The sequence below is a fragment of the Pseudoalteromonas sp. SMS1 genome (genome assembly GCF_021530565.1).
Classification (GTDB): domain Bacteria; phylum Pseudomonadota; class Gammaproteobacteria; order Enterobacterales; family Alteromonadaceae; genus Pseudoalteromonas.
The window spans coordinates 73,673-96,353 of the sequence record NZ_JAKGBI010000015.1 but is presented as its reverse complement, the minus strand read 5'-3'; the positions used below and the strand labels follow the sequence as shown (position 1 = coordinate 96,353).

At 42.8% G+C, this 22,681-nt stretch carries 26 protein-coding genes; 8 read left to right on the top strand and 18 right to left on the bottom strand.

Features of this window, described 5'->3' with window-relative positions:
- Positions 1-89: 89 nt before the first annotated feature.
- Positions 90-689 carry a glycerol-3-phosphate 1-O-acyltransferase PlsY gene (gene plsY / locus L1286_RS16260; protein ID WP_235408098.1) on the top strand — a complete coding sequence of 200 codons (600 nt, stop codon included), beginning with the start codon at positions 90-92 and terminating at the stop codon, positions 687-689.
- Here the strand turns inward: plsY and tsaD are convergent.
- From tsaD to L1286_RS16245, 3 genes are read right to left on the bottom strand one after another with little or no spacing between them, the layout of a single operon-like run.
- Positions 686-1,702 (bottom strand): tRNA (adenosine(37)-N6)-threonylcarbamoyltransferase complex transferase subunit TsaD, encoded by a 1,017-nt coding sequence (gene tsaD / locus L1286_RS16255; protein WP_235408097.1) that lies wholly within the window; start codon positions 1,700-1,702, stop codon positions 686-688. The genes plsY and tsaD overlap by 4 nt on opposite strands.
- A 32-nt stretch (positions 1,703-1,734) precedes the next feature.
- Positions 1,735-2,334 (bottom strand): YjaG family protein, encoded by a 600-nt coding sequence (locus L1286_RS16250; protein WP_235408096.1) that lies wholly within the window; start codon positions 2,332-2,334, stop codon positions 1,735-1,737.
- Complete coding sequence (locus L1286_RS16245; protein WP_235408095.1) at positions 2,318-2,677, bottom strand: putative signal transducing protein; 360 nt, start codon at positions 2,675-2,677, stop codon at positions 2,318-2,320. Before L1286_RS16245 ends, L1286_RS16250 begins: the two co-directional genes overlap by 17 nt.
- A gap of 35 nt (positions 2,678-2,712) precedes the next feature.
- On the opposite strand from L1286_RS16245, the gene L1286_RS16240 reads away from it, so the two are divergent.
- The 3 genes from L1286_RS16240 to L1286_RS16230 all read left to right on the top strand — a co-directional run bounded on the left by L1286_RS16240 (position 2,713) and on the right by L1286_RS16230 (position 5,714).
- Entirely contained in the window at positions 2,713-3,111 is a 399-nt protein-coding gene (locus L1286_RS16240) for a DUF2721 domain-containing protein (protein ID WP_235408094.1), read from the top strand.
- Positions 3,112-3,168: 57 nt separating this feature from the next.
- On the top strand, positions 3,169-4,695 hold the full coding sequence (locus L1286_RS16235) for a DUF3369 domain-containing protein (protein ID WP_235408093.1): 1,527 nt from the start codon (positions 3,169-3,171) through the stop codon (positions 4,693-4,695).
- A gap of 110 nt (positions 4,696-4,805) precedes the next feature.
- On the top strand, positions 4,806-5,714 hold the full coding sequence (locus tag L1286_RS16230) for a LysR family transcriptional regulator (protein WP_235408092.1): 909 nt from the start codon (positions 4,806-4,808) through the stop codon (positions 5,712-5,714).
- A gap of 57 nt (positions 5,715-5,771) precedes the next feature.
- Here the strand turns inward: L1286_RS16230 and ubiA are convergent, their stop codons facing one another.
- Positions 5,772-6,635, bottom strand: a complete 864-nt coding sequence (gene ubiA, locus L1286_RS16225) for a 4-hydroxybenzoate octaprenyltransferase (RefSeq protein ID WP_235408091.1) — start codon at positions 6,633-6,635, stop codon at positions 5,772-5,774.
- Complete coding sequence (locus L1286_RS16220) at positions 6,636-7,169, bottom strand: chorismate--pyruvate lyase family protein (RefSeq protein WP_235408090.1); 534 nt, start codon at positions 7,167-7,169, stop codon at positions 6,636-6,638.
- A gap of 153 nt (positions 7,170-7,322) precedes the next feature.
- On the opposite strand from L1286_RS16220, the gene L1286_RS16215 reads away from it, so the two are divergent.
- Positions 7,323-7,718 carry a flagellar basal body-associated protein FliL gene (locus tag L1286_RS16215; RefSeq protein WP_235408089.1) on the top strand — a complete coding sequence of 132 codons (396 nt, stop codon included), beginning with the start codon at positions 7,323-7,325 and terminating at the stop codon, positions 7,716-7,718.
- Here the strand turns inward: L1286_RS16215 and glpG are convergent.
- The 7 genes from glpG to L1286_RS16180 all read right to left on the bottom strand — a co-directional run bounded on the left by glpG (position 7,699) and on the right by L1286_RS16180 (position 13,100).
- The gene (gene glpG / locus L1286_RS16210; RefSeq protein ID WP_235408088.1) at positions 7,699-8,520 is read right to left on the bottom strand and encodes a rhomboid family intramembrane serine protease GlpG; all 822 of its coding nucleotides are present in this window, start codon (positions 8,518-8,520) and stop codon (positions 7,699-7,701) included. The two genes, L1286_RS16215 and glpG, sit on opposite strands and share 20 nt — an antisense overlap.
- Entirely contained in the window at positions 8,517-8,834 is a 318-nt protein-coding gene (gene glpE / locus L1286_RS16205) for a thiosulfate sulfurtransferase GlpE (protein WP_235408087.1), read from the bottom strand. The genes glpG and glpE overlap by 4 nt, the downstream gene beginning before the upstream one ends.
- A 91-nt stretch (positions 8,835-8,925) precedes the next feature.
- Positions 8,926-9,954, bottom strand: a complete 1,029-nt coding sequence (gene tdh / locus L1286_RS16200) for an L-threonine 3-dehydrogenase (RefSeq protein WP_235408086.1) — start codon at positions 9,952-9,954, stop codon at positions 8,926-8,928.
- Between the two features lie 45 nt (positions 9,955-9,999).
- A complete protein-coding gene (locus tag L1286_RS16195) occupies positions 10,000-11,196 on the bottom strand; it encodes a glycine C-acetyltransferase (protein ID WP_235408085.1) in 1,197 nt (398 codons plus the stop codon).
- Positions 11,193-11,384 carry a hypothetical protein gene (locus L1286_RS16190; protein ID WP_235408084.1) on the bottom strand — a complete coding sequence of 64 codons (192 nt, stop codon included), beginning with the start codon at positions 11,382-11,384 and terminating at the stop codon, positions 11,193-11,195. Before L1286_RS16190 ends, L1286_RS16195 begins: the two co-directional genes overlap by 4 nt.
- 118 nt (positions 11,385-11,502) lie before the next feature.
- Complete coding sequence (gmhB, locus tag L1286_RS16185) at positions 11,503-12,060, bottom strand: D-glycero-beta-D-manno-heptose 1,7-bisphosphate 7-phosphatase (RefSeq protein ID WP_235408083.1); 558 nt, start codon at positions 12,058-12,060, stop codon at positions 11,503-11,505.
- Positions 12,057-13,100 (bottom strand): glycosyltransferase family 9 protein, encoded by a 1,044-nt coding sequence (locus tag L1286_RS16180; protein ID WP_235408082.1) that lies wholly within the window; start codon positions 13,098-13,100, stop codon positions 12,057-12,059. The genes gmhB and L1286_RS16180 overlap by 4 nt, the downstream gene beginning before the upstream one ends.
- A gap of 129 nt (positions 13,101-13,229) precedes the next feature.
- Here L1286_RS16180 and L1286_RS16175 point away from each other — a divergent pair, with 129 nt between their 5' ends.
- Complete coding sequence (locus L1286_RS16175; RefSeq protein WP_235408081.1) at positions 13,230-13,958, top strand: 3-deoxy-D-manno-octulosonic acid kinase; 729 nt, start codon at positions 13,230-13,232, stop codon at positions 13,956-13,958.
- Here the strand turns inward: L1286_RS16175 and hldE are convergent.
- The 3 genes from hldE to L1286_RS16160 all read right to left on the bottom strand — a co-directional run bounded on the left by hldE (position 13,955) and on the right by L1286_RS16160 (position 17,492).
- Positions 13,955-15,403 carry a bifunctional D-glycero-beta-D-manno-heptose-7-phosphate kinase/D-glycero-beta-D-manno-heptose 1-phosphate adenylyltransferase HldE gene (gene hldE / locus L1286_RS16170; RefSeq protein WP_235408080.1) on the bottom strand — a complete coding sequence of 483 codons (1,449 nt, stop codon included), beginning with the start codon at positions 15,401-15,403 and terminating at the stop codon, positions 13,955-13,957. The genes L1286_RS16175 and hldE overlap by 4 nt on opposite strands.
- A complete protein-coding gene (locus tag L1286_RS16165) occupies positions 15,400-15,993 on the bottom strand; it encodes a D-sedoheptulose-7-phosphate isomerase (RefSeq protein WP_235408079.1) in 594 nt (197 codons plus the stop codon). The genes hldE and L1286_RS16165 overlap by 4 nt, the downstream gene beginning before the upstream one ends.
- Before the next feature lie 62 nt (positions 15,994-16,055).
- Complete coding sequence (locus L1286_RS16160) at positions 16,056-17,492, bottom strand: capsule assembly Wzi family protein (protein WP_235408078.1); 1,437 nt, start codon at positions 17,490-17,492, stop codon at positions 16,056-16,058.
- 145 nt (positions 17,493-17,637) lie between these two features.
- On the opposite strand from L1286_RS16160, the gene waaA reads away from it, so the two are divergent.
- Entirely contained in the window at positions 17,638-18,900 is a 1,263-nt protein-coding gene (gene waaA / locus L1286_RS16155; protein WP_235408077.1) for a lipid IV(A) 3-deoxy-D-manno-octulosonic acid transferase, read from the top strand.
- Entirely contained in the window at positions 18,901-19,446 is a 546-nt protein-coding gene (locus tag L1286_RS16150) for a DUF1415 domain-containing protein (RefSeq protein WP_235408076.1), read from the top strand.
- Positions 19,447-19,492: 46 nt separating this feature from the next.
- Here the strand turns inward: L1286_RS16150 and L1286_RS16145 are convergent, their stop codons facing one another.
- The 3 genes from L1286_RS16145 to L1286_RS16135 are packed head-to-tail and all read right to left on the bottom strand — an operon-like array spanning position 19,493 to position 22,569.
- Positions 19,493-19,813 (bottom strand): YdbL family protein, encoded by a 321-nt coding sequence (locus tag L1286_RS16145; RefSeq protein WP_235408075.1) that lies wholly within the window; start codon positions 19,811-19,813, stop codon positions 19,493-19,495.
- A gap of 11 nt (positions 19,814-19,824) precedes the next feature.
- Positions 19,825-20,004 (bottom strand): YnbE family lipoprotein, encoded by a 180-nt coding sequence (locus tag L1286_RS16140; RefSeq protein WP_063359409.1) that lies wholly within the window; start codon positions 20,002-20,004, stop codon positions 19,825-19,827.
- Between the two features lie 12 nt (positions 20,005-20,016).
- Complete coding sequence (locus tag L1286_RS16135; RefSeq protein WP_235408074.1) at positions 20,017-22,569, bottom strand: intermembrane phospholipid transport protein YdbH family protein; 2,553 nt, start codon at positions 22,567-22,569, stop codon at positions 20,017-20,019.
- Between the last annotated feature and the right edge of the window lie 112 nt (positions 22,570-22,681).

The following is a 22,681-nucleotide window of genomic DNA, read 5'->3' as shown; positions in this document are numbered from 1 at the left end:
GACTAATACAGGTCGGCTCAATATTTGTAGCCGCGTAAAAAGAATCGCGATCATAGCCCAAATTAAAGCAAGAAAAAATAAGGAAGCTTGTGTTAGTCATTTTAATGTGTGTTTGTGCTTATTTATTTGGATCAATTTCCTCGGCGATTTTAATCTCTAGGCTATTTTCCCTGCCAGACCCTCGCTTTTCAGGTTCAAATAACCCAGGCGCAACAAACGTGCTCAGATTAGGCGGGAAGCTGCCTGCCGCACTTGTCCTTATTTTTGATGTGTTAAAAGGAACGATCCCCGTGTGGGGCGCTTACTTCTTAAATATAGAACCAATCTGGTTAGGTGCAGTGGCGGTTAGCGCTTGTCTCGGACACATATATCCCATCTTTTTTCATTTTAATGGGGGTAAAGCCGTCGCAACAGCTTTCGGCGCACTTTTGCCTATAGGGCTTTCTTTGGCGGGGTTACTGATATTGACTTGGCTGTTGATCTTATGGGCTTTTCGTTACTCTTCTTTAGCTGCTATTGTTACCGTTGCAGCGGCGCCGCTTTATACTTGGCTAATAAAACCACAATATACTCTGCCGGTGGTATTTTTAACGCTCTTGATTATTTTTAGACATCGAGCAAACATCTCTAGGCTCCTGCAAGGAAAAGAACCTAGAGTAGGTAAGAAAAGTACAGATAATACCGATTAAGATAGCGGTGGTAAGCTGTCCAAAGGCCAGCGAGGCTGCGTTTTCATATCTAAAGGTGCAACTTGGCCCGCTTTTAGACGCTGCATGCCCGCGAATGCGATCATTGCCCCATTGTCAGTGCAAAACTCAGTTCGGGGATAATATACTTGGCCTTGCATCCCTTGCATCATACGCTCTAATTTCCCGCGCAGTTCTGTATTGGCGCTGACTCCCCCAGCTATCACCAAACGCTTGATGCCGGTCTGCTTCAGAGCACGCTTGCATTTGATTGCTAAAGTATCAATGACCGCCGTCTGGAATGCATGTGCGATATCGGCTTTTGTTTGTTCATCTGTACCTTCATTTTTGATGGTATTAGCAGCGGCTGTTTTTAGCCCACTAAAACTAAAATCCAACCCTGGTCGGTCGGTCATCGGTCTTGGAAATACAAATCGTTCAGGGGTGCCCTGTGTAGCCAGTTTAGCAAGGAGCGGTCCGCCCGGATAATCTAGGCCCAAGAGTTTCGCGGTTTTATCGAATGCTTCACCAGCGGCGTCGTCCACTGATTCTCCTAAAATCTCATATTCACCAATGCCCGCCACTTTAACCATCATGGTATGTCCACCAGAGACAAGCAACGCGACGAAAGGAAATTCAGGCTTATCTTCCTCAAGCATTGGAGCCAACAAATGACCTTCCATATGGTGTACCGCAACAGCAGGAATATTCCAGCCAAATGCCAGCGAACGACCAATCGATGTCCCCACCAAGAGTGCGCCAACTAATCCTGGCCCAGCAGTATATGCGATACCATCTAAAGACTCTGGACCACAACCTGCCTGCTTAAATGCCGCTTCAATCAATGGAATTGTTTTTCTCACGTGATCTCGAGAAGCTAACTCTGGCACAACACCACCATAGTCCGCATGTACTTTTACTTGGCTGTATAACTGATGAGCCAAAAGACCTTGCTCATCATCATAAATAGCAATGCCAGTTTCATCACAGGAAGATTCAATACCTAAAATACGCAACCTTGTTCTCCACTACTCTACTTTATTTACTACTACGCTGGGTCAATCGCCAAGCCAATGTTGGTTTGTCCATCACTGATGGCTTGGGCTTTAAGCTGTTTAATTGATTCAGAGGTGATTCTTCCCATCCCCTCAACAAAGTCAATGAGCTCTGATAGCACGTCAATTTCGTATTGCATCAATGGGTGTTCTCTCACGACCTTATTGTCTGGTGTAATATCCTCTGACACCAGTAAAAATTCGATGTATCTAGCTACAGTTGCTTGAGAAATTTTCGCAACATTGACAAACTCGACATCATCTTTGGTCATCAACCCTTGAATAAATCCAAGCAGGGCGGTCGATACATCAATCGCAGGGTATGTACCAAACATATCGAAATCAGCCAGTTCCGGTACATTCGGCTCAATTTTTTCAATTTGCTTTTCCAAACTAATTTTACTTTTCGGTAAAAGCAGTTTTTCCCAACATAAATTCAGCGCATTTCTAAAAATCTGTTCGTCACCAAACCCAGTTGCCTCACTAAAAAGTCCATAGTTGGGTGTCATGCGCTCAAGGATAGCCGCAGCCAACACAGCTTTTTGTAAGTAATTCAGTTCTCTTATTCGCTGAAAATTATTTGCTTTGCTCATATTCACTTCCACAATGCCAACAACTCTGAAATGCCGCACCATTTTGCTCATTGCAGTTTGGACATTGCCAATCTTCATTTGATTTTGACTGGTGGTAGTTTACCAATATTTCTTCACCAAGGGGCAACTTTATCGCGGGTACTAAGATCTTTATTGCGCTATTTGCAAAAGGAAGCTCTCCAAGAGACGCACTCAATACCTCCCCTTGAAGTTTTGTAGCGATTCTAGCCTGTTGTAGTAAGCCGTTGACTAGGTGTGCCTCAATGACATTGTCTGTGCTAAACACACAACACCAAGTATCCCATTCGTTTTCCATAGCGTCCAAATCTAATTTTGCTATCATAAACAATATTGTAGTGTGTAAATTGGAAGAGCTCTATGACTCTCACAACTCCGGGACTGCTTTTTCCCGCAATTTCTCTCTTATTACTAGCTTATACCAACCGCTTTCTTGTACTTGCTCAACTAATACGAGAGCTCAATGCTCGAGAAGGGGAGACCTTGCGCCCACTCGTGGTACAACAGATCAATAATTTAAAAAAACGGATAAAACTCATTCGTTTAATGCAGGCTTGGGGCGTGTTTTCGTTTTTGCTTTGTACACTGTCTATGTTTGCGTTGTTTATAGAGGTCAATCTCCTCGGTATTATTTTGTTTGGTGCAAGCCTATGTTGTTTAATCGCATCCCTTATTCTCTCTCTCTATGAGATACATATTTCATGTGACGCGATAGAAATAGAACTAAACAATATCGAAAAAAAGCCACTACAAGAGTAAGCATCTCTCCTTGGCCTGACTATACTGACTATAACAACAGTAACAGGCGGGCCGTTTGTGAGTGGTTTTCTTTTTTCAAATGAACAACTAAGAGAAGAAGCGCAAATTCCAAAAGATGACGCCTTCTGGGATGTCCTTGTCGTTGACGATGAGGAAGACATCCATCAAGTTACCAAGTTGGTCCTTTCAGACTTTAGATTCGAAGAAAAGTCGCTGCGATTTCATCATGCCTATTCAGCCCAACAAGCAATGGAAATTCTCGAAAGTGACAACTCCATCTCTGTGGGTTTGATTGATGTTGTCATGGAAAACAACCATGCCGGATTGGACCTCATTAAGTTTATTCGAAACGACATTGCCAATCATGATATTCGACTTATCTTAAGAACGGGGCAACCAGGAGAAGCCCCCGAGGAATCAGTCATACGTGATTACGATATTAACGACTACAAGAATAAGACAGAGCTCACCGCCGTTAAACTCAAGACACTGTTATATTCCGCTTTGCGTTCACATCGAGATTTGCAAACAATTGAACTACATAAAAAAGGACTAGAGCGCATTATTGCTGCTTCATCAAGCTTTTTGGAATGCGACAATGTTCATGATTTTGCCTCGACCATCCTAGATCATGTTGCGCAAGTGCTTGGCTTGTCTGACTCAGAAATATATTGTGCCGCGGCGACTAATAGGCAAACCGACTCAGGCTCACAGTTTAAGTTGCTTGCAGCATCTGGTGAAGGCGTCGAGCCCAGTTCAGAAAAAATCCCTAGCAATGTGAAGAATCTCTTTATCGAAACACACAATAGAAAAACTTCTTGCAAGTCTTGCAATGAATATGTTGGCTATTTCACCTCAAAAGGTGGCCTAGAAACGATGCTTTATGTCAGTAAAAAGAGTTCCTTACGAAGTACCGACTGCCAACTACTAGAGTTTTTTGCAAACAACATAGCATTGGCTCATGACAATTTAAAACTCCGAGAAACGGTCAAGGAATCACAGCGTGAACTCTCATACATTTTGGGCGAAGCTGTCGAAAAACGTTCTAAAGAAACTGGCTCTCATGTAAAGCGGGTTGCGATGTACAGCAAATTGCTTGCCGAATTATATGGTATCAATAGCTACAGGGCAGAAATTATTAAGATGGCGTCTCCATTGCATGATATTGGCAAAATAGGCATACCTGATGTCATCCTCAACAAGCCAGGCAAGCTTACTAGTGACGAATGGGAATTAATGCAAACACATGCGCAATTAGGGTACGAGATATTGAAAAATTCTACGAATGAAATTTTGCAATGTGGCGCAACAATTGCCCATCAGCATCATGAAAAGTGGGATGGCAGCGGATATCCTCAAGGATTAAGCGGCGAAAATATTGATATAGTGGGCAGGATTACTGCGTTAGCGGATGTTTTCGATGCACTCGGAAGTAAACGATGCTACAAAATTGCTTGGCCGATGGAAAAAATCATTTCTGAGATTAAATCTCAAAAATCCAAGCAATTTGATCCCAAATTAGTTGATTTATTTATAAATAATCTGGAACAATTCATATTAATCAGGGATAACCATCCCGACTAAAACTTTGTAAGCGAAATGTAAAAAATTCACTTGGATGTTTCCTTAATCTGTATTAGTATTAGGAAATCAACGTTATGATTGCATTTTTGTTGAAATAAAAGGAATTTCAAATGAGATTTGAACAACTTGAGCAATTTGTTGCTCTTGGCAACCTTCGTCATTTTAGACAAGCTGCCGAACAAACACAGATCAGTACTTCTGCATTGACCAGAAGCATACAGACTCTGGAGGATGAAATTGGGTGTGAGCTCGTAAAGCGCTCAACACGATCAGTGAAATTAACTGAACAAGGAGAGCTGTTCCTAAACTATTGCAAAGCCACACTGAGTGAACTTGATGTGACCAAAAACACAATTAAGCAGAGCTTATTTGGGCGCGATCAACAAAAACTAGTTGTAGGCTACACAGCAAAAGCCAGTGAAATTGTGCCTATGTCGTGTGGTAAATTCTTGGCTGACTACCCTAATGTTAAGATCGAGATGCAACTGCTTGATGAACATGAATTGACCAGAAAAGTTCAGTTGGGTGAAGTAGATATTAGTGTATACCTTTCTTCTGCAACAAGCTTAATCAGTGATATTCATTTGCCTGATCAGCTTATTTTATTCGTTTCCAAGATGCACCCCCTTGCATCACAAGACTGCATTCGCAGGGCTGAATTGTCTCAGTACCCTATGTACGGTTGTTTTTCTCAATCGAAGCAAGTGCAGAGTATGCTAAACGAAGCGGTAGAAGGTCTTAATAAGTCAACGAGTGTTAAGATAGGAAATATCACACAGGTTATTGACGGATTGAAATGCAGTCAAAGCTTTGCAATTGCGAGCATTGAACATTCAAAGACTATCGCACAAGATCCTGAACTGGCACTATTAAAGACTAACAAAGACGATAGTCATGAGCAGTTAGTAATCAATACCAACCACCAGATTAGTGGTAACACCCATGTAAGTAGCCTGCTTAAGCTCATCGAAAAAACCGCAGGTCAATTACAAATGAATAGTGCGCCAGTGCATTCTTAATTTCTCTTCTACTTGACGCACCAAGCCCACATCCTAAATATTTAGATGTGGGCAGTGTCAGCCAAACAAAACGCCTACAAAGAGTACCATTCCAACGTAATTGTTGTTTAAGAATGCTTTAAAGCAAGCCTCACGATCTCGGGTGACGATTTCTTTTTGCAAATACATTAAAATCATCGCAGCGATGCTAAATGCAATCCAAAACCACATTCCTAACTCGGTCATTAATGCAACACTGGCCATAATTGCCATAAAGCACAGATTTAAGAGTGCAATAATATGTCTGTCCCATTTCCCAAACAAAATCGCGGTTGATTTAATCCCAATCTTCAAATCATCATCTCTATCCACCATGGCATACATGGTATCGTACGCAACCGTCCATAATAAATTCGCAAAAAATAGATACCATGCAAGCATAGGCACTTCTCCCGACGCTGCCATAAACGACATAGGGATCCCCCAGCTGAAAGCCGCCCCTAAAACTACCTGAGGTAAGTGTGTGTAACGCTTCATAAAAGGATACATTGCAGCTAAAATTAGACCACCTACCGAAAGCAAAATCGTTTGCCAATTCAACAACAACACCAATGCAAAAGAAGCAATAACAAGAACGAAAAATAGATACAATGCTTCTTTTGATGACACAGCACCACGCGCCAAGGGTCGCTGAGCGGTCCGTTTTACGGCCCCGTCGACTTTTCTATCTGCAAAATCATTGATAACGCAACCAGCACTTCGCATTAGGAAAGTCCCCATTGCAAATACAAATATATGCAATAGGCTAGGTGAACCATTTGAGGCCAACCACACACTCCACATTGTTGGCCATAAAAGTAAAAATGTTCCTATGGGTTTATCCAGTCTCATAAGCTGCTTGTATTCTGGATAATTTGAGAGTTGCAATACCGAACTTTTCATTTATTCAATTCCATTGTTGAATATTTCGCACACCAAAACTTTAGCATTTTGATTGGTGAATATGCTTCGCCTCGCAAACAAAGGTCCTAAAGATGCACAAAACAACTCTGCTAGTTGCTTTTGGCTCTCAGCACATTCAATGTGACACACTTCAAGCTCACCTCGGTGCCAATCAGACTCTTGGAATAGTCTTTCTCCTAAAGGCTTATTGCCGACATTGCTCAGTCCTAGCTCATTCGCTTCATCAGTTATCCAACTCTGCGCGTATACATGAGGCGCATTGTCACATAACAACAGTACTTCTCTACACAAGCTTTGTTCCAGCCCTGTGCCAAGCAGCTTTGCAATGCTTTGTGGCGGTGTCATCAACTTCTCATCTAACACCTGTACGCTAAACTGCGCACACTGACGTTTGAGTAAAGCAGTCAAGGACCCCTGCTCAACTAGTCTATCGTGCAACCACGTAGGTGCATCTTCTTTCAGTTGGTTAACGCCACACCACTGATAATCTAGGGAAATAGGATTTTTTAGCAATTCAATTATTCAATAAAGATTCAATCGCCGCCATCATACCAAAGCTTAGCAATGCAAAAAAGTTCGTGATTATCTTATTGCCTGCTGTTCATGTTTTAGATTTAAGTATAAACTAAGCTTATTATTGATATTTGGTTACTTTTTTAGGCAATTATGGTTCGTTTTCATTTATTGTTAATAGCACTATTGGTAAGCACCTTGAGTTTTAAGCTTAAAGCTGAGTCAACTGTTGGCTATTTTGGCTTCGAACCCGATATCATCACTAATTATATCGGCCAATCTAATAAGAAGTTAGGGTATGTGAGAGTCACTATCGATCTGATGCTGGACGACATCTCTAATATTGCCGTTGTGGAACACCATACCCCCTTACTTCGAGATGCGGTCGTTCAAATTCTCAGTAAGGAGCCTGAAGAAACAATCAAATCTCTTACTGGTCGTGAAGAAATAAGGCAACGTTGTGCAGCCAAGCTTAAATCACTGCTAAAAGAAGAGACTGGGCAAGAAATTATCAGAGAAGTGTTATTTACTAAGTATCTCTACCATTAACCTGCGCATGTAAAAAGGCAATGCCTACCCCTGATAGCAAACCAAACAGATGGGCCCAGTTGGCCATACTGATAAAGAGCACATCGGCAAACCCCAACACCATCCAAACTAACATCAAGCCAATGACTGGCTTCGACAGAATGGGTGGCTGATGTTTATGAAGCGATGAGTATACCCAACAAAAGCCTAACTGCGCATAAACGACACCACTGAGCCCGCCAAACTCGGCATCAACCATTAAAAACTGTGCCCAATTACTGATTAATGCACTGGTTAAAAAGAGCCCAGATAAGGTATAAAAGCTTGTTCTACTAATGATTTGATTACCTAAATGCAACCACCAACTAAGGTTAAACAGTAGGTGAATAATGCCAAAATGCACCAAAGCTGGGGTAAACCAAGTCAAGGGCTTGTCGATATGAAACTTTAGTGCATTAAAAATGCGTGTGGCGTCAAAAATAAAAAAGCTGGCAAACAATAAAATACTGATGATGGTAACGGCTTGCAGGAGCCAGTTGAGACGAAGAAATCGCGTAAATAAATTTAAGTCTGTACTTTCATACTTCAAAGGGCTATTCGTGGCCCCCACCAACCAAGAAGCTTGGCTGTATTTTTTACCGCTAGGGTCTTTAAGAAACGCATTCCAAATGGGCACAGCTTGCTGATAATCTTGTTCTTTGACCCACACAGTGACGACGTGGCCATCTTCACTGCGCAATGTACACTCAATGCCTTGAGTTTTTAGGTAGTCAGAGACTCCTTGAACCGCCCTCGGGTCAGAAAAGGAGCCTAGGACTCTCATCTTTCGATACTATTTGGTTGAGATTGTTCCCACTGGGTAAACCCACCATCCATGCTGTACACATCTTCAAAACCTTGCTCGACCAAATAATTCGCTGCATTTTGCGAGCTGATCCCATGATAACATACGATAATGATCGGTTGTTCAAACTCCTTTTCCTGCATAAATTGCGCGAGATTCTCATTGGAAAGGTGCTCGGAACCTGGGATATGTCCGGCAGAATATGAATTAGGGTCACGAATATCTGCAATCACAACGTCTTCGCGAGACATCATTTCATGAGTTTGTTCTGTGGTGATATGTTTAAAAGACATCTTACTCTCTTTAAAAATCTTTTATTATTGCGGTTAATCATAAACTCACTAACCGCAATCACACTTTATGGGCGTTCAACAGTAACTTAACTTACTCAGCCCAATTCAAAATTACTTTGCCTGATTGGCCAGATATCATTGTATCAAAGCCTTTTTGGAAATCATCAACATGAAACTCATGAGTGATTATCGGCTCTAGGTTTAAGCCCGACTGGATGAGGCTTGCCATCTTGTACCAAGTCTCAAACATCTCTCGCCCATAAATACCTTTGATTACAAGCCCTTTAAAAATGACTTGATTCCAATCAACGGCCATATCGCTTGGAGGAATGCCTAACATAGCAATTTTTCCGCCATGGTTCATGTTGTTGAGCATGCTATTGAACGCAACAGGTACCCCTGACATTTCTAACCCAACATCGAAGCCCTCTGTCATACCGAGTTCCTGCATCACATCTTCGAGCTTTTCAGTTGCGACGTTGACAGCTTTTGTTGCCCCCATTTTTCTTGCAAGCTCTAGGCGGTACTCATTTACATCCGTTATGACTACATGACGTGCACCAACATGCTTAGCTACCGCAGCAGCCATAATGCCAATTGGGCCCGCACCAGTAATCAACACGTCTTCACCCACTAAATCGAATGAAAGTGCGGTATGAACAGCATTGCCAAACGGGTCAAAGATAGATGCTAATTCATCTGAAATATTGTCTGGAATCTTAAATGCATTATATGCAGGGATCACAAGGTATTCTGCGAAAGAACCTTCTCTATTTACACCGACACCAATCGTGTTGCGACATAAATGAACGCGTCCTGCGCGACAGTTACGACAGTGCCCACATGTAATATGGCCTTCTCCGGATACGCGATCTCCAACATTGAATCCTCGAACCTCTTGGCCCATATCAACAATCTCACCTACATATTCATGGCCAACAACCATTGGGGTAGGAATGGTATTTTGGGACCACTCATCCCATTTGTAGATATGGACATCCGTACCACAGATCGCTGTTTTGCGGATCTTGATAAGTAGATCATTGTGCCCCATTTCTGGTTTTGGCACATCAGTCATCCAGATCCCTTCTTCAGCTTTCAACTTGGATAATGCTTTCATAATATTCACTCGTTAAAAAGTAGGTGCCAAAAAGGCACCTAGCTATTAAATCACACCTAAATCTTTACCAATGCGGATAAATGCAGCGATTGCTTTATCTAGTTGCTCTTTAGTGTGCGCAGCAGAGATCTGTGTACGAATACGTGCTTGACCTTTTGGTACGACAGGGAAAGAGAAACCAATAACGTAAATGCCCTCAGCCAACAATCTATCAGACATTTCTGCCGCGACTTTTGCATCGCCCAGCATTACCGGAATAATGGCATGGTCTTTACCTGCACAAGTGAAGCCAGCAGCTTCCATCTCACTGCGGAAATATGCCGCATTTTCCCATAACTTTTCACGAAGCTCTTTGCCATCTTTTAACATATCTAACACTCGGATAGATGCCGTTACGATAGATGGAGCCAAAGAGTTTGAGAATAAGTATGGGCGCGAACGCTGGCGTAGCCACTCAACGATTTCTTTCTTACCTGATGTATAACCGCCTGATGCACCGCCGAGGGCTTTACCTAAAGTACCCGTAATGATGTCAACGCGATCCATAACACCACAGTATTCAGCTGTGCCTGCACCATTTTCGCCAACGAAGCCGACTGCGTGAGAATCATCGACCATGACCAATGCATCGTACTTATCAGCCAGATCACAAACCGCTTTTAAGTTACAGATTACACCATCCATTGAAAACACACCGTCAGTCGCGATTAACTTGGTTTTTGCACCCGCTTCTGTCGCTGCGATCAATTGCTGTTCTAAATCAGCCATATCATTGTTCGCGTAGCGGAAACGTTTCGCTTTACATAAACGTACGCCGTCAATGATTGATGCATGATTTAGTGAATCAGAAATGATGGCATCTTCTGGGCCTAAAATCGTTTCGAACAAACCCGCATTTGCGTCAAAACATGAAGAATATAAAATCGTGTCTTCTGTTTTTAGGAATGCGCTGATTTTTTCTTCCAACGTCTTGTGAATATCTTGCGTACCACAAATGAAACGTACTGAGGCAACACCAAAGCCGTGATCAGAAAGCCCATGTTGTGCAGCTTCAATTAGCTCTGGGTGGTTTGCTAAACCTAAATAGTTGTTTGCACAAAAATTGATTACACTTTCACCTGTTGAAACTGCTATTTCAGCTTGTTGCTGTGAAGTGATAATACGTTCTTTTTTATATAAACCTTCAGCTTTTACTTCTTCTATTTTTTGTTGAAGTTGGCTGTAAAATGCCGCTGCTCTCATGTAGAGTCTCCATTGGTTGCACGGAGTGTGTAAACAAAACTTGCTTCGCTACCGAACACACTATCGAATTGGCGAATGATACTGCAGCCAACCAACACGGTTTGCCACGTATATTTGTCACTGTTCGCTAGACGCTTGTGTTTAGAGTAAATCAACAAAAATCGGATACACACCAAATGAAAAGTCATACCCAAGCTCATTGCTCAGTTTTTGTATGAATGCATTACATAACTTGAGTATATTTTAAAAGGTTCGCTAGCTAAATGCACGAATTGTGATTATGTTGTTTTAGCCAACTGTAAATATTTATGCGTCCTTGAACAAAATGTTCGGCACATCCGACAGTGCATCACATACAAAGTCAGCCTCTGAGGCTCCTTCTTCATCAAATTTTTGTCCCGACCTTACGAGGATTTTAGTCGTAACGCCCGCCGCTTTTGCGGCCCCCATGTCTGATAATTTATCACCGACCATGATGCTCTGCGCCGGATCAATATCGTGCTCTTGCATGGCTCTCAGTAACATGCCTGGTTCAGGCTTGCGACAATCACACCGTTGTAAATATTCCGGCAAGGCTTTTTTAGGGTGATGAGGGCAAAAATACACACCACTCACCTCAACTTGATGCATTGCAAACTGCTGACACATCCATTCGCTCAACAAGTTAAACTGTTGTTCATCATAGTAACCTCGACCAATACCAGACTGATTGGTCACCACGATGATTTTATACCCTTCTTGGCAAAAACGTTGGCAAGCTTCAAAAACCCCGTCTATGAAATCAAACTCATCAATGGTGTGAACATAGGCATGATCATGATTGATCACACCATCTCTATCTAAAAAAACAGCTTTGTACTTCATAATTGCTCTTGTATTACAACGGTATCGAACATGGATTTAACCTGCTCAACGTCGATTTGTGCCATCAGGTCTTGCCCTTTCACGCGTGTTCCCCAAGGTAACTGTGCTGCTGTTTTTCCTTTTTGAGCAAGTAAATTCTTGTGGTACACCTCAACAACATACTGCTGATATAGATAAGGACCTGTTCTTTTCGGGTTAGAGTGTGCATACAAACCGATCACCGGTGTCCCTACAGTCACAGCCATGTGGGCTGGCCCAGTATCTGGTGCTAATACTAATTTAGCCTCTTTTAATACACACAACAGCGTTTTTAATTGCGTCTTACCAACCAAATTAGTGATAGCACAGTGTGCATGCTTTATGATTGCTTCACTGAGGTCACGTTCCATGTCAGTCGGGCCTCCGGTTATAACGACATCAAAGCCTTTTTCGGCAGCATAATCTGCCAATAACGCATATCGCTCAGGTAACCAGTTACGCTCCTTTTTACTCGCAGCAGGAGAGATAACAAAAACCTTATTCAACCCATCGAGTAGTGCCTTCGCTTGAAATTCATCTTTTTCTGTATATGGCATTTCCCAACAGGCATGATCAATATCTGCACCAATGGCACGTGCAAAATTCTGGAAGCCTTCTAAAACATGGGGTTCCTGTTGAGGTTCGATACGTTGATTAACAAACAAAGAATGCAGTTCTTTTGAGCGCCCTTTGTCAAACCCAATTTTTATTTTTGCGGGAATATGTAACGCCGCGATGTTTGCTCTAAAAGCAACTTGCATATGCAGCAATACATCGAATTTGCGACCTTTAAAATGCGATTTCAGATCTCTAAATGCCGCTTTGCCACGCTTTTTATCAAAGATGACAAACTCTACGCCAGGTAAGTCAGTCAAAAGCATGGCTTCAACCTTACCGAGGACCCAGGTAATTTTGGCATTTGGGTGAGCCCTCTGAATAGCTTGCACAGCCGACACTGCATGGCATACGTCACCGATGGCAGACAATCTTAAGATACAAATAGAAGAGAGAGAATTAGACACGCAGCCCTACCAAGTAATTTTATGAACGCCTGATCTTAAATTAATCACCCTGATTTGCAACACTTGTGCATTTTACTCTTGCCAAAAAATCGCTAAACTTGCGGCACATTGTCTTTTATTCAGTAAATCATGCTCACGGTAAAAAAAACCAACAATCAATACTTACTTATACCAGATGACTCAAAGTTAGATATTCAAACAACTTGGTTTAATGTTCAATTTTGGCGTGACCAAGATGCGATTGTCACGAGCAAGCAGGGTCGAGCTGCAGCATGGTTTGTTAAATACCAAGACAACAAAATCGCCGTGCTCAAACATTATTGGCGAGGAGGCCTGATTGGTAAGTTATTGTCAGATCAATACCTGTACACAGGTCTTGAAAATACTCGCGTCTTTCAAGAGTTTAAGTTATTAACAGAATTAGATGCGTTAAAATTACCAGTGTCAAGGCCACTCGCGGCCAATGTAGAAGTAAAATGGGGTACTTACCGTGCCGATATCCTTACCGAAGCAATTTCGGGCGCAACAAGCCTCTGTGAACAGCTCCAACAAAAAGCCTTATCGGCACAGGCACTTGCCGCTGTAGGCACGACCATTGCCCTGTTTCATCGACAAGGCGCATACCACGATGACTTGAATATAAATAATATACTGTTTGACCAAACCGGCAAGGTGTACTTAATAGACTTCGATAAAGGAGATTTGCGTGCCCCCGAGCAGGCATGGCAACAATCAAACATGGATAGGTTAAAAAGGTCTTTTAAGAAAGAAGCCGGCAAATGGCCGGCCTTCTATTTTACAGATACTGATTGGCAAGTGCTCATTGAAGCTTACCAAAAAGCGTTGAATACCCACTAACCTTTGGTTAATCGCGCTTTTTTGATTACGTTAGAAGTGGAGCAACCGTCAAGAAAAGTCAACACTTCTACTTGCCCACCATGATTCAGTACATGATCAGCCCCCGCTATTTCTGCCACTTTATAGTCGCCACCCTTGACCAATATATCAGGGCTGATTGACGCGATCAGGTTGGCTGGGGTGTCGTTTTCTTCAACTTTACCAAAAGGGATAACCCAATCAACTGAAGCCAAAGCGGATAATACCATGGCGCGTTCATTTAACGGATTAATTGGTCTATCTTCACCTTTGAGACGCGCAATTGATTCATCATTATTCAGGCCAACAACTAACCTATCGCCCATGGCCTTTGCCTGTGCTAAATAACGCACATGACCAGCATGCAAAATATCAAAACAACCATTCGTAAATACGATCTTTTCGCCATTTTGCTTTGCAAATTCAATGTGCTGCAATACATCTTCAAATGGTGTTTGATAGTGCTCACCGGTTGCTCTCAAGTATTGGCCGAGTTTGGCGCTCAGTTCTTCTGGAGACACTGTGGCTGCACCTAATTTGCCGACCACGATACCTGCTGCCAAGTTTGCCATCTCAACAGCATCCTTCGCACTCATCCCAGCCCCTAACATGGTGGTTAGGGTTGCAATAACCGTATCGCCAGCCCCCGTTACATCGCTCACTTCAAGTACTTGCGCCGGAAAATCATATTTCTCTGTTTCTGTGATCAGGGACATACCTTGCTCTGAGCGTGTAAGGAGCATCGCTTTTACTCCAGATTGAGTGATCAATCTACGCGCGCTATCCGTTAATGTCTGCTCAGTGGTTGGATCTCCACCGGCTAACTTAAACTCATTCAGATTCGGCGTAATAAAGTCGGCATCTTTATAAAATGACAAATCACTCATTTTAGGATCGACAAGCACCGTTTTGCCTGCCCTTTTAGCAATTTGAATCATCTCTTGAATATTCGAAAGTGCACCTTTGTTGTAATCAGAGAATAAAACAAAGTCATAGTTATCAACCACGGCTTCCAATTGCGTGGTCAGTAACTTGCTGTGCGCGTTTTCAAACGGCTCTTCAAGGTCAAGTCTCACGACTTGTTGATGGCGGCTGATCACCCGCATCTTCGCAATCGTTGGCAATGCATCAACCGCAACTAACTGAGAGTCAATGCTTTCAGCTTGGAGGATACTATTGAGTTTATCACCATTGTCATCTTTACCGATAAGTCCCAATAACCCTACTTTGCCATCTAAGTGCGCAATATTTTTTGCAACATTTGCCGCGCCACCCGCCTTGTCTTCCAAGCTGCTAACTTTGACGACTGGTACTGGCGCTTCAGGAGAAATACGCCCAGTATCTCCATGCCAGTACCTATCAAGCATTACGTCACCTACGACTAATACATTTGCACTATGAAGGTTTTGTAAGGCACTTAGATTCATTTGTTTTGCTCCGCGATTAGCAAGTCAACCGCTTCACAAAGCCAATGCCCAATAAACATATGTGCTTCCTGGATCCGAGCAGTTTCATCGAACTTAATAATAATAGGCAGTTTGGCAATGTCTTTAACCACACCGCCTTCACGGCCAGTTAATGCAACGGTGAACGCACCAATTTCATTTGCAGCGGCAAGGGCTAAGTTAATATTTTCGCTTGTGCCAGAGGTTGTTAAGCCTATCACCAAATCTTCCGGCTTACATAAAGCCTGAACTTGCCTTTCAAAAACAGTATTAAAATGGTAGTCATTACTATGTGCAGTCAAAATAGATGTATCTGTTGTTAACGCCATAGAAGCTAGCGGCCCGCGTTCAAGCTTATAACGCACGACGAACTCTGCAGCAAGGTGCTGCGCATCTGCAGCACTACCACCATTACCAAACCAAATTACCTTTCCACCAGCTTGTAGTGTTTTTTGACATTGTTTAAGCAGCGCTATCGACTCATCATGATAGTCCGCCATTTTTGAAAACAGCGCCATGTGGCGATTCAAGCTGTCTAAGTAGCTGTTTGCTATTTGGTCATTCACAGACATAGTGATCCTTAATATTGTAGCCAGTTTAAAAAACTGCTTTATCTTTTATTCTTACCCGTGTATTACCAGTATACATTGACTGATAGCCAAGTGTAATTCTCGCCATAAACATCTTTGCCCGCGGTCAGACTTGTTTCAACTTGGTAGCGACTAATTGTTCTCGTGTTTGACAGTTTAAGTTCATTCATTTTCTTGTACTCAAATTTGTCATCATTCTGATTTTCAATCGCGGTATACTGGACGCTCCACATTGAGTCTAAGCTCTCATGATAATTAATTTCTAATACTTGGCTGGTTGTTGCAACGCCATGGTTAAAGTTGCGATGGTTGCTCGCAAAGTGGCCTAAAATGAAGTCATCGATACTATTTCCTTTGGTTGGGTAAATGTGGTGGGTGTACCATGCTTCACTGATATCCGAATACTCATATCTAAGGGATATGTCTTGTGTCAATGTCGGCACATACGCACCATAACTTGTCACTGAGTTACCGAATAAGTAGTTTTTATGTTCTCGAGTATCTTCTCCGCCATGCTCAATATACCACTCGACAGGTGTTACCCAATTTGTCTTGAAGGACGTTGTTACCGTAGCCCACTGGTCACCTAGCTCACTATCCGTGCTGCCAGTCAAACCACTGTTATCGCTTCCAGCAGGGTCAAAGTACGCTTTAACAACATCTTTAAAAGCAACTTTTCTTGGTCCACCACCAAATTGCATCACGCGGTTTAATCCTAATTTCCAATTTTTCAATGGCTCTATACTGATGTGTGTACCTGCCAACCTTGGCGTGCCATCGTGTAACTGCCCCTGATAGTCAATCCCCTTTTCGACATGCTCTAGCTCGGCATAAAACAGTTCGAAGTCAAAGTTCCACCAGTTCTTAAGGGGAGAATTTAGGCCTAGAGACACCGATAAAGGCGACCTCGCATTAGTAGAGTATACTTGTGCTGAATGTTTAAATGGTGAAAACCAATGCTCTTTATAACCCAGATTTAACTGTAAATTGTCTCCACCCAAGGCATAAATTGTATTGTAAGGCACGAGCTTGCCAGCTTCTACACGATACTCTACGCCAAGCTGCATCAATGTGTTATCGCTGCCTCTGTAAATACCGTCTAGTGATAATTCAGCATATTCACTAGAATGGTTGCCACGATCATTGGCAAGCTTTTGCGCTTCTCCTGAATCGATACGCAACTTCACACCACGCCGTGTAATTGCATCTCGCTCTAAGTAAGGTGCGATTCGTGCTCGAATACTAGCTTGCAACGCAGGATCAATCTCGCCTAACTTCACAATGTGTTGATTTATCTCTGTAATACGATAGGGCTTGGTCATTGGCGTCACAGCGGTTAACGTGAACATCTTTTCTATCTGATATTCAAGTATCTTATCTTTACCAATGGGTAAATACGCGGTTGGCATCGCCAATGCCATTGTTGAGCTTAGCCCAAGAAGAGAAACAGCAAATAATACGCTTTTAGAAATAGACAACATTTTAATTCGTTAGAAATCACAATAAGGCCAGCATACTAGCAAATTTACTGCTTTTGAGCACGCTCGGTAATGTGTAAAATTGTTATAGCAATTTTCATTCTTCTCTAAGCGGGTTAATATACCCTTTTATTAGTCACTATTCGCCATGACCAGATTCGTTTATTCATTACTATTACTCGTACTCAGCCCACTCATTACCTTATATCTCTATCAAATAAGAGGTAAAAAAAACGCCGGCTATCGAGCGCACTTTTCTGAGCGGTTTGGCCATGTTGACAGCACCATTACGACCAATGGATTTATCATTCACTGTGCCTCTGTGGGCGAAGTGCTTGCCGCCTCCCCCCTAATCAAACGCTTACAGTCAACATATCCTGCTGAACGCTTCTTAGTCACATGTAATACCCCAACAGGGAGAGAAGAAATACAAAAGCAATTTGGCGATTCGGTCGACGTATGCTATTTGCCCTTAGATCTGGCTTTTGCAACGCGAAAATTTATTAAAAAGCTCAAACCTAAACTGTTAATTGTGCTTGAAACCGAGTTGTGGCCAAACCTTTTTCACTATGCAAAACAGCAAAACTGTCCTGTTGCTGTTGTCAATGCACGCTTATCTGAAAAATCTTTTCAAGGTTATAAGCGCTTTGCCGCTCTGAGCCGAGGATTAATGGCACACATTGATGCCCTTGCCAGCCACAATGAGGAAGATGGCGCCCGCTTCGTCGCCTTAGGTCTAGAGAAAACGCGAGTACAATCAACCGGTTCTATCAAGTTTGATATTCAAATCGAGGACAGTGATAAAAGTAAGCTCACCGCATTGCAAACATTGATCGGCAATAGACCTATATGGATCGCGGGCTCTACACACCCAAAAGAACATGAACAAGTTATTGCCGCGCACCAGTTAGTGCTCAGCACTCACCCAAATGCCTTGTTAATCATCGCACCGCGCCACCCAGAACAGTTTGAACCGGTTGCAAGCTTGTTGACACAAACGAATTTAACAGTGAGCCGCCGCAGTGAGCACTATACTGCACACTCGCACGTGCTTTTAGCAGATACACTTGGCGAACTGAAATTTTTATATGGCTGCGCGGATATCGCCTTTGTCGGTGGCAGCTTAATTGAACGAGGCGGTCACAACCCGCTCGAAGCGGCGGCCAGTGCCGTCGGCGTTCTCAGTGGACCAAGCATCTATAATTTTTCACATATTTACCCTGAACTGATGGCAATGAAAGGGGCTAACATTTGTCAAAATACAGACCAATTAGCAGAACAAGTAACACACTATCTCAGCGACTCAGCTGACGCACGGAAGCTAGGTGAGAATGCTCATCAATGCCTTGCAAAAAATCAGGGCGCCATCGACCACACCCTCAAAGTCATAGATTCATTATTGGAGCAGTAGATGTCTGAGCAAGTCATAACCTCAATGCAAAGTTGGGTAAGCAAAGTTATCGTCAAATTTAACTTTTGCCCCTTTGCACGAAAAGAAGTCGAACAACAAACGATTCACTATCAAGTAAGCTCAGCCATCACGCCCGAAGATGCCGTCATGGATATGCTGAACGAATGCTTTGCGCTTGATAGCACGCCTGAGCGAGAAACCACACTACTTATCTTTTCTGAAGGATTTACACACTTTGATGACTTTTTAGACTTAGTCGACCTAGCTAACGCAATGCTCTGCGCGCAGGGGTTTGAAGGTAAATATCAAATCGCCAACTTTCATCCAGATTATGTGTTCGCTGACAGTGTTGACGATGACCCTGCCAATTATACCAATCGCGCTCCTTTTCCTACCCTTCATCTTATCCGTGAAGAGAGTATGGCTTTAGCGCTAGCGCAGTATGATGACCCGGAGTCTATTCCAGACAATAATATTCGGCTTGCCAGACGAAAAGGCGAAGCATTCTGGCAACAGTTACTTGTACAATGTACTGCACATAAGTAACTGCAGTTGCTCTTTGTTGTAGCGCTTGAGCGGCGCTACATTCACTTTATTTTTTTACCCATTGACCATTCACTTGAATAAAATGACCAGAAGATGTCTTTTTGAACGTTTTCTCTGCTGCTAACTTTTCAACCTGTGCCAAACTAATCTTGTTTTTCTTGGCTAGCTGTTGATATTTCGCTTTGCGTTTTTTATTGATTTCGGCAACCAACTTATTGACGTCTGATGAGCCTTTGATCACACCAAGGTAGCCGGACGCATTTTCTCCCACTAACCCCTGAGTTTTAGCATCGTTGATTGTCATTGCCATTACAGAGAAGCTTAAGCATGCTGCTGCAATTGTTGTCAATATCATTTTCGCTTTCATGTTCTAGCTCCTTAGAATAGTTCACTGTCTTCGCTAAACAAATCATCTAGCTCTTTATCTACTTTTACGCGGATCTCGTGATCCACTTTTACATTTAAATTGATAGTGATTGGCTCTTTCGTCTCTACCTGCACTTTATGTGTGCATGCTGACGTCAACACAACCAGCATCAGGGTTAGCATCCATTTCATGCTTTCTTGCTCCTATTTATTTAATGCCTTCTCTACTTCATTGGTTATTTCATCGCTTAAACGCAATGCCCTAAACAACTGAAAGATATTTTCGCTATGCGTATAATTAAAGTTTATGGGTTGCTGTGCTTGCGCATTGACACCAGCAATCTCAACCGCTAAGTCCAGCCAGCCATCTGGAGACAATGTCACGTCACTAGACAACTTTTCGATATCTAAACTTTCCAACAAACTAAACGCGGTATCGATACCAGCCTGATGAGACTTCAATGCCTCTACAGACTCATTGTTCTCAATACTTAGAAAACCCACATCAATATTTCTCAGTTTGCCGTGCGTTATTGCTATTTCGCCTTGCTCTATGAGCACAGGTAGTTGACCTGACACACGACCTCTAAGTTCAACACCCGCACTTTTGCCCGCGTCAGAGATAAGCGCAAGATCCCAGTTATGTGCCTCAATTAGAAAACGTTGATCACTCTGTGACAATGTCACTTGCTCGGCCGTCACGTCTCCATCAAAAATTTTAGCGTGAATATCTTTCAAAGCCAGCGTGCCCTGCTGCGTTGAGAGTCGAGCAGATAAATCCGTTAACACGGCACCTGAACGAACCTCCGCTACATTAAGTGTCGTATCAGTCACAACCAACTGAGCACGTTCATATGCACCGGTTAGGGGAAGGTTGATACCACGAATATAGTGAGAATCGTAGAGCACCCCCGCCTCTTCTAGCTCAAGGTCAAACCGATAAATTTGCGCGGTCAAATCCCCTATCGCAGTTGCAGATATTAAGCCCTCACTCAATTGCAATTGGGGGACTAACTGATACATCATAGGCTGAAGTGTTACAAAGCGTTGCTTTGGCACATCGACGCGTATCTGATTAATTTCGCCATCCAGTATATGCTCAATTGTTAATTCGAATTCATCTGAGTATGCAATGTGCTCCAGCTTTATGCTGTCTTTCACCGTCCCTGACGTAGTCAAAGTCGTATCTCTAAAAGACAGCTGGGGGGTCGCCACTAAGCCAAGATGCATCTCACCGTTGATTTCGCCAGTCAAGCCCTGTCGAGTAACCTCACCAACCATACGCGCTGTCTGATGAATGTCTTTGCCTCGCACCTCGTGGATCTTAAATGATCCCAAATCTAACTCGGTGTTCGCTATCAATGCGCCAAATTCATCTAACTTCGCATTGCCTTGGAATAAAACGTACTTACCTGACAAAGCTTGCAGTTGATAACGCTCAGCTGTTAACTGCATGTCGAATTTATCGATAACAATGGGCCAAAGCGCCTTTGCTGTCCTCTCTGCTGGGTTTATAGTCGACGCGACATTGACATTTAACTCCGTGTTTTCTAACTGAGTATTGTGGATCACCGCCTTGCCTGCCGTCAGTTGAGCGCTAGATTCAAGCGCCAATGATTGCAAAGGATCGCCCTTCAACGTAAAGGCGCCTTGACTCACGATATCTCTAAACTCCATGCCGTTTGGTAAATTTAGCTGTTGATTACTGGCAACCCAATCACCAGAGAGTTCAAGCCCCTGAGCTCCATAACGCAATGCTGCTTGTAAACCGACTAAACCAAGCCCTAGCCCATAGTGATTCAACACCAACTTTCCTTGAACCTGTTGGCTGTCAAGATTCACTAGTAAAGTGTCTATCTGAATATCCGTTTGACCATGGGAGTCTGATACCCTCAAGCTCGGTAGGATAATGTCTGATTTGTTAATCTGAATATTTTCAGTGCTCAAGACTGACCAGGTTTCACTTAACCTTAACACAGCCAACTCTTGTTGAAGATCTAATAAGTCTTCGCAATGTGACAAGTTTATATCCAAGGGCAAAGATGTTGCATTTACAGCGCCTTTAGCGTGGTTGAAGTCCCAGTTGCCAGTGACCTGTCCACGGCCTAATAGCGCTATTTCACATTGCGCTTCTTGTTGGTATTTAGCTCTGAAGTTAAGATCTGCATCGTATGTAATACTCAAGCCATCTGTAGAAAAATGCAGCATTCCCGAAAACGCTTTGATTGGCTCTGGTAAATAAGGCGCTAGAAAATTGCTCGTCAAATCAAAATCTACATTCAAGTTGTCGACGGATAGCTCAAGCTTGGCAATAACATCGCCAGTGAATGCAAACTGATTCAGCTTCATCTCGGTGACGGAAGCATTTAAGGGCTTTTTTAAAAGGTGAGAACTGATACTCAATTGATTGATGCTAACTAGTGGGCGGTGCGCATTCATGGGGATGTTGAGTTTTTGCACCTCACTATTGTCGATATTTTTTTGAGTTTTTACGTGCGCAACTGCCAACGAACTAATATCAATGCGTTCAGAGGTTACAGTAATGTTTTTCCCCTTCGCCTTGAAGTCATCATTTTCAAAACAAACTTCGCTTACTTCAACCTCTGTTAACCCAGAAAAGGTCCAATCCAAACATGTGATTTTCCCTTGCGGCAGAACGTACTTGGCTACGACCAAACTTAGCGGCACCCGGCAGAAATAAAGTATGATTAGTGTCAGTAGCAAAACCATCACTGTGACTAAAACATTGCGGCGCATTTGTTCCTAGATAAATTAGCGACTTAAGGCTGTTAGTGTAAGCCATCATTGAAACAATGTAATGTAGAACTAAGTAAGAAGTTGTAAAATAGCACAGAGAAGACAATAAAAA